Here is a 7,332-nt window from a genome sequence, read left to right as displayed (position 1 = left end):
AAGTCTTATAAAAAAGGCTTGATCTTTTTTATTTGACATTTTAATGAAATATTTTGTACAATGAAATCGATTTTATAAGGAGGGAACTTTGATGGAAAAAAGTAAAGTAGTTATTGTTGGTGCCTCACATGGGGGGCATCAATCGATCTTAGAATTGTTGTCACGTTATGGGCAAAATGTAGATATCACACTGTTTGAAGCTGGTGATTTTATCTCGTTTATGTCATGTGGAATGGAGCTATATTTGGAAGATCAAGTTACAGATGTCAACGATGTACGTAATTTTAGACCTGAAAATTTCCCCCAACCAAATGTCCACATTTTGAACAACCACGAAGTAAAAACGATCAATGCGGATACTAAAACAGTAACGGTAACTGATAAGCAAAAAAATGAAACTAAAGAGTATCCTTACGACAAATTGATCTTGAGTTCAGGCGTCAAACCTAAAGCTCTACCGGTCCCGGGAAATGACTTAGAAAATGTCTTTTTGATGCGCGGTTATGACTGGGCTAAAAAGATCAAAGCTAAGTTAGCAGATACGAGCGTAAAAAAAGTCGCTGTTATCGGTGCTGGTTATATTGGGATCGAAGCAGTTGAAGCCTTCACTAAAGCTGGCAAAGAAGTTGTTTTATTAGATGCGCTTGAGCGGCCCTTAGGCACATATTTAGATAAAGAAATGACCGATATTTTAACGGCACAGTTGGAAGAAAAAGGCGTCAAAGTCGTGACTGGTGCGAAGATCGAAGCTTTTGTCGGTGATACGAAGGTCGAAGCGGTGAAGACCGACCAAGCCGAATATCCCGTTGAGCTGGTGATCCAGGCTGCGGGTGTCTTTGCTAATACAGAATGGCTCAAAGGGATAGTTGACCTAGATGAAGACGGCTGGATCGTCACCGATGAGTATTTGCGTACTAACTTACCAGATGTTTATGCTGTAGGTGATGCGACATTAGCTTATTCGATCCCAGCTAAAACTAAATTACCGATCGCTTTAGCAACTGTTGCCAGACGTGAAGCCCGCTATGTGGTGGCACATTTATTTGAAGATATCCCAAGTGAACCATTTAGCGGTGTGGTCGGCTCTTCAGCTTTGAGCGTCTTTGACTATCATTTTGCAACAAGTGGTCTAAACAGTTTTACAGCGAAAAAAGCTGGTGTTACGCTCAGCTCGGCTTACTATGAAGACACTTTACGTCCAAAATATGTGCCAGCTAAAAATGGCAACCCTAAAGTTTTTGTGCAGCTCTTCTTTGATAAACTGACCCATCAGATCCTAGGCGGAGCGGTATTGTCAACTTATGATGTGACTGCGCAAGGTAATGTTTTAGCCTTAGCGATCCAACAAAAAATGACGCTAGAAGATCTAGCTAAAGCAGATTTCTTCTTCCAACCAGGTTTTGACCGTCAATGGAGCTTGCTCAATCTAGCAGCTCAACAAGCTTTAGGTGAAGAAGCGTTTGTCGAATAGATGAAAAAATGTAGTCCTACACTGAAAAGGTATTAGTGTAGGGCTATTTTGTGTAGGTAAAATGAATACTAAAGTGGTAGATAAGTGGTAGATTTATGGTAGATAAATGGTAGATAGCTGAACTTACTGGAAAAACACAAAGTACGACACGGCGCTATCTTCTAAAGTTAGTTTCGTTGGAGGTATTGGAAGCACTAGTGGTATGTTTAGGAGGAGCAAAATGCCAAAAAAAGTTAATGTAAATTACGTAAAAGAAGTGATCCATGAATTGTATAATAGTTTAGCAGAACGTCCAGAAAAAAGTTCAGCATTATTAGATATTTTAGATGTATTGGCACAAGTCTACAAAAAGATCGATCAAGAAGAATATCCTGAATATCTCGTCGATCGGCTTGTCAAATATATATATATATGGTCGGTTTTAATAATCGGATCCGCTTTTTAGGTGAAGATGGAAAGCTTTTGGTAAAGCTAAGTGATGTTGCTAAAAAGGCAGGTCTAAATAGTAGGTATAGAGCAGACTATTCGGATAAATCACAATTTTATGGTTTTCTTGAAGATTTTCCAAGACGATAAAAATAGGCTGAAGATCAATGTTTTGAACATGATCTTCAGCCTATTTTTCATTGTGTTGTTATTACCCGATCTTTACTGAGCCACAGATCGTACCATGTAATGAGCTATCCATATCAGTTACAGTAACGTCTTCACCCGAAGTTACCAGGACTAAGACAACAGTAGATTTTTTTGCCGCAGTGATCTGGCTTTGGTCCATTTTACAAAGGAGAGTGTCAGGTGTGACTTTCTGGTTAGCTGATACAAATATTTCAAAAGGCTTTCCAGCTAGTTCAACGGTATCAAGCCCTAGGTGCAACAAAAGCTCTAGCCCTTGTTTTGTCTTGAGTGAGATCGCATGTTTTGTCGGGAAAACATTAGTGATCGTTCCAGCAACTGGAGCATAGATCTCATCTGAACTTGGCTCGATCGCAAAACCTTGTCCCATCATTCCAGTAGAAAATACCTCGTCTGGAACTTCAGCTAAAGAAATGATCTTACCGTCAACGGGCATGGCTAATTCTAATTTTTTCTTCTTAAAACCAAACATCTTTAATCACCTTCTCCTAAAATTTGATTGATCTCTTGGCTAAAGAGATCAGCTTTACCACCAAAGACAGCTTGGATCCCACCACCTACTTCTAAAACGGCAACTGCACCTAAGCTTTTGAGAGTTTTCTTGTCGACTTTGCTCTTATCGACGACTGCAACACGCAAACGAGTCGCACAGGCTTCAACGGTCTCAATGTTTTCAGCTCCACCTAGTGCTTGGATCACGAGCTTGGACTCAGCGTTTAAAGAATTATCGGTCGGCACTGCTTGAACGGATGGGGTATCTTCGGATTCTAGACCAGGAATAGCCACTTTGAATTTCTTGATGCAGAAGGTAAAGACCACATAGTAGACGATCGCCCAGATGATCCCAAAGAAGATGACACGTAACCAATTCGTCTTATCTTCACCTTGTAAGATCCCAAATAACAAGAAATCAATAAAGCCACCTGAGAACGAATTGCCGATCCGGATATTCAAAAGATCAGCAAAGAGGAAGGATAACCCGTCTAAAAAGGCGTGGATCACATATAGCCATGGCGCTACGAATAAGAAGGTATATTCGATCGGTTCTGTGATCCCCGTTAAAAATGAAGTCAGCCCACCACTGAGATATAAACCACCATCTTTTTTACGGTTTTTCTTTGGTAAACAACGATACATTGCATAAGCAGCAGCTGGCAAGCCAAACATCATGGTCGCAAACCGTCCAGCAAAGAAACGTGTTCCATAAGTGAAAAGACCAGTATGGTTAGGGTCGGCTAACTGAGCAAAGAAGATATTTTGCGCACCCGAGATCGTATGTCCAGCAACGACTTCAGTTCCACCAAGCGAAGTGTACCAAAAGAGAGGATAGATCGTATGGTGTAGCCCGACCGCGCCAGTCAAACGAAGCAAGAAACCGTAAAGAAATGTTCCCAAGGCGCCCATGTGTGCGATGTTTTCTCCAGCGACCCGCAATCCACTTTGGATCGGAGGCCAGATCAGGTAAAAGAAGGCACCGATGACGATGGCGGCTAAAGCTGAGATGATCGGGATAAAGCGTGAACCCCCAAAGAAACCTAAAAATTGGGGAAGTTGGATCTTGCGGTAATGATTATGCAGATAGGCAACGGTACAACCGATAACGATCGCTCCAACGACCCCAGTATCGATAGTTGCACCTTTAGGCGAGAATAATTCAAGTAAACCACTGATCGTTGCTGTATAAACTAAAAATGACACCCCACCAGCGAGACCAGCTGTTCCTTTGTCACTGGTGGCTAATCCAACTGCGATCCCGATCGTAAAGATCAATGCTAAATTGGAAAAGACCGCGTTACCAGCAAAGCTCATGACCTTTAAGATCGTTTGTAACCAGGCTTGGTCTAAAAATGGATAAGTTTTAACAGCGCTTTCATTACTGAGCGCACCACCTAGACCAAGCAAAAGACCTGCGACTGGTAAAATCGAGATCGGTAACATAAAGGCTTTGCCTAAACGAGAAAATTGTTTAAACATGGTATTTTACCCCCTTAACTCATCAATAAAACGTGTAGCGATCTCCTTAGGGCGTGTGATCGCACCTCCGACAACGATCCCGGCTACACCTAATTTTTGGACTTTTTTAGCTTGTTTTGGGTCATGGATCTTACCTTCGGCGATCACATCTAACCCAGCATCGACTAACGCTTTGATCAATTGATAATTAGGACCATCTAAGACAACACTTTCTTTGGTGTAACCAGCTAAGGTAGTCCCGATAAAATCAACTCCAGCTTTAGCAGCGTTTAGACCTTCTTCTAAAGTCGAAATATCGGCCATCAACAATTGGTCGGGATATTTTTGTTTGATCTGTTTAATGAATTCATTGATAGTTGAGCCATCGTAACGTTTGCGTAAAGTACAGTCAAGGGCGATAACTTCAACGCCGGTTTGGGCCAATTCATCAACTTCTTTCATCGTTGGTGTGATATAAGGTTTGGTTGGTGGATAGTCACGTTTGATGATCCCGATGATAGGAAGATCAACTTTTTCTTTGATCTCTAAAATGTCACGTACTGAATTGGCTCTGATCCCAACAGCACCGGCTTGTTTGGCAGCGAGTGCTAAGAGAGGCATTACTCCACCTTCAGGTGTATAGAGCGGTTCACCCGGTAAAGCTTGACACGACACGATCAAACCGTGATCTATCTTACGTAAAAATTCTGATTTCAGCATACATCTCACTCCAATTTTATAATTTTTGGATAATATCTCCAAAAATAATATAACACGCTTGAGGATTTTTGTAAACGTTTTTATCCGTTTTTGATATACTATGGAGAAAAACTCCAAAAAAGTGTATAGTTATGGTATAAGGAGAGGTCATAACGATGAAATTAAAGGAAAAGATCCATCAAAGTTATTTTGAATTAACGCCAGCCGAAAAGAAGGTCGCCGATCATTTTTTATGGGCAGGGGCCGATATTATTTATGAAACGATGAATGATATCAAGGAAAAGACCAAGGTCGGTGATGCAACGATCGTACGGCTATGCCACAAATTAGGGTATAGTGGTTTTTCTGATTTAAAAGTTGAGGTCGCAAAAGAAGATTATTCCAGCAATGTTGAGCAAACAGGAAAGTCGCCGTATGCCAGCATCGAAAATGCGTTGACTAAGACGATCAAGACGACTTTAAGTGAATTAAATCAAGGAGCACTTGCCAAAGCTGTTGCAGCAATAGGAAAAGCCAAACGTATATATATATTAGGTGTAGGGGGAAGTGCGCTTTCGAGTAAGGCATTGGAAAGTATGCTCTTACGGATCGGAGTAAGGGCGCAGGCGGTGACTGATCCGCATTATCAAGCCCAATTAGCAGCGATCACCGATAGCTCAGATCTATTTATCGTTTTTTCGTTAACGGGAAGAACAAAGGATACGTTAGAACCGCTAAAGATCGCTAAGAAAAACCAAGCTCAGGTCATTGCGATCACCACTTATCCGGCTTCACCGATCGCACTTGAAGCTGATATCGTGTTACAAACGGCAGTCGATGATTTTCTAAATGGAGGTTCACTTATCGGACGGATGTCACAGTTATTGGTCGCAGATGTTTTGGTCTATGAATACGAAAAACTAAATTCGGCTGATACGATAAATGCCCGAGAAAAGGTCGTTCGGGCTATTTTGAATAAGAGGAAGATGGAGTGAAGGTAGGGAGATGAAGTAAACACTCTAAGTTGAATGGAAAATCTAACTTGGAGTTTTTTACTATGACCAAATTTTCTAATGAAGGTATGAAACACAAGCAGAATTGATCAAAGTAATAGAAAACGGGATCAACTATTACAATAATGAACGAATAAAGTAAACTAAAAGGTAAGACACCAGTAGGATACAGACTTTGATAAGGTCCTTAAAATTGAGAATTCACAGGAGGTACGAGTGATATTTAATGAAACTAATGTAAATGTGGTTTCACTAAAAAGTGTTAACAAAGATATACAAATGTTGCTACCAATGCTGATAGCCAAAATAAGTTATGATATCCATAGAGATCAGTTTGATCATGATAAAATTTTCAATTTAATAGTTGATGAGGCACATAATATTCTTTCAGAAAATTCAACTGTTGAATCTGAAAAATGGAAAGATTACAGGCTAGACGTTTTTGAAGAAATTGTGAAGGAAGGACGTAAATTTGGATATTATCTTACAATAGCTAGTCAAAGGCCTTCTGATATTTCGGCAACAATTGTTTCTCAAATTCATAATTACTTGATAAAACGATGACGTCTTTAGATTATGTTTAAAAATCAAGTATTCCTAATTTATCAGCAGGACAGGCAATTATTACAGGAATTTCGTTTGATTTACCTGTAATAGTCAAGATTGAGCAACTTCCAAAAGAAGAAGCGCCAAATAGTTCAAATAGTGAATTGTTAGACATGTGGAAATCTGAAGGTAAAGAGTAAATGTTTTTAGAGAAGTTCTGTGAGAATGGCTTAGGCTGTTTTCACAGAAGCTTCTTGTGTTCTTTCCAATATATATGGATGTCCGTCAACTGATATGGATGGCCCGTAAAACACTTCCTACAGAAATGTTTGGCACTGGGGCCTTTGTGTGGTTAAAAATCAATATAAAAAACTCAACTTGTAAGTTAGTTTATTTTAGCTAGAATAAGGCTTGTGGTGATGAAGGGATGGATCGCTGTGGCGGTGAAATTTTAGTTTGATGACGTGAGTAACAAAAAATTCACACATAGCATAATAAATGATTGACAATATTTCACAAAAAGTGATAGAGTGTAGGTGAAAAAAGATCAATCCCTCCACATTGGAATTTGTAGCTTATGCTCAGAGACCGTACGTGGGGGTTTTTTTATTTGGGGAGAAATTAAGATGAAAAAATATGAGCAATTGAGTTATAAAGAACAGCTAGAGTTGTTCCATAATAGAGGGATGAAGTTTGATTACAGCTTTAATGAATTAGATGAAACTTTACCGGTGTATTTAAAGAATATACAAACTATTAGCACTTTGGGATATTACCAGTTGAAAGATTATGCTTATCCATATTTTGTCGACGGTAGATACGATAATGTAGATTTTGCAAAAATTGTTGCCCGTTATTATCGAGATAAACACTTAAGAAATGCAGTAGAGCATGCGATCGAGGATATAGAAGCAACGTTAAATACACGAATTGCATATTTGTTGGGAGATAAATATGGGCCTTTTGGATATTTGGAATTTAGAAATTGGTGTCAAAAAGAAGGTAAGAACAAATAGA

General features: G+C 39.6%; 7 protein-coding genes and 1 pseudogene. 5 read left to right on the top strand and 3 right to left on the bottom strand.

All coding sequences use genetic code 11. The features are described from left to right. The first annotated feature begins 91 nt into the window (after positions 1 to 91). The gene (locus tag LMU01S_RS09320) at positions 92 to 1,471 is read left to right on the top strand and encodes an FAD-dependent oxidoreductase (protein ID WP_056958212.1); all 1,380 of its coding nucleotides are present in this window, start codon (positions 92 to 94) and stop codon (positions 1,469 to 1,471) included. 220 nt (positions 1,472 to 1,691) lie between these two features. Next, positions 1,692 to 2,047, top strand: a pseudogene (locus tag LMU01S_RS09315) (bacteriocin immunity protein). A 61-nt stretch (positions 2,048 to 2,108) separates the two neighbouring features. Here the strand turns inward: LMU01S_RS09315 and LMU01S_RS09310 are convergent. Genes LMU01S_RS09310 through LMU01S_RS09300 form a run of 3 tightly spaced genes read right to left on the bottom strand, consistent with a single transcriptional unit; the run spans position 2,109 to position 4,777 of the window. Then, positions 2,109 to 2,576, bottom strand: a complete 468-nt coding sequence (locus LMU01S_RS09310; RefSeq protein WP_056958214.1) for a PTS sugar transporter subunit IIA — start codon at positions 2,574 to 2,576, stop codon at positions 2,109 to 2,111. Between the two features lie 2 nt (positions 2,577 to 2,578). Next, positions 2,579 to 4,078, bottom strand: a complete 1,500-nt coding sequence (locus LMU01S_RS09305) for a PTS transporter subunit EIIC (RefSeq protein ID WP_056958216.1) — start codon at positions 4,076 to 4,078, stop codon at positions 2,579 to 2,581. Between the two features lie 6 nt (positions 4,079 to 4,084). Next, entirely contained in the window at positions 4,085 to 4,777 is a 693-nt protein-coding gene (locus LMU01S_RS09300) for an N-acetylmannosamine-6-phosphate 2-epimerase (protein WP_056958218.1), read from the bottom strand. Between the two features lie 155 nt (positions 4,778 to 4,932). Here LMU01S_RS09300 and LMU01S_RS09295 point away from each other — a divergent pair, with 155 nt between their 5' ends. The 3 genes from LMU01S_RS09295 to LMU01S_RS09285 all read left to right on the top strand — a co-directional run bounded on the left by LMU01S_RS09295 (position 4,933) and on the right by LMU01S_RS09285 (position 7,331). Further along, entirely contained in the window at positions 4,933 to 5,751 is an 819-nt protein-coding gene (locus LMU01S_RS09295) for a MurR/RpiR family transcriptional regulator (protein WP_056958220.1), read from the top strand. 234 nt (positions 5,752 to 5,985) lie between these two features. Next, the gene (locus tag LMU01S_RS10720; RefSeq protein WP_056958222.1) at positions 5,986 to 6,333 is read left to right on the top strand and encodes an ATP-binding protein; all 348 of its coding nucleotides are present in this window, start codon (positions 5,986 to 5,988) and stop codon (positions 6,331 to 6,333) included. Between the two features lie 608 nt (positions 6,334 to 6,941). Next, positions 6,942 to 7,331, top strand: a complete 390-nt coding sequence (locus tag LMU01S_RS09285) for an Abi family protein (RefSeq protein ID WP_056958224.1) — start codon at positions 6,942 to 6,944, stop codon at positions 7,329 to 7,331. Position 7,332 lies beyond the last annotated feature (1 nt).

It is taken from the genome of Ligilactobacillus murinus DSM 20452 = NBRC 14221, assembly GCF_001591685.1.
GTDB classification, from domain to species: domain Bacteria; phylum Bacillota; class Bacilli; order Lactobacillales; family Lactobacillaceae; genus Ligilactobacillus; species Ligilactobacillus murinus.
Note: the sequence above shows the minus strand (reverse complement) of the source record. Positions and strands in the feature narration are given on the sequence as shown.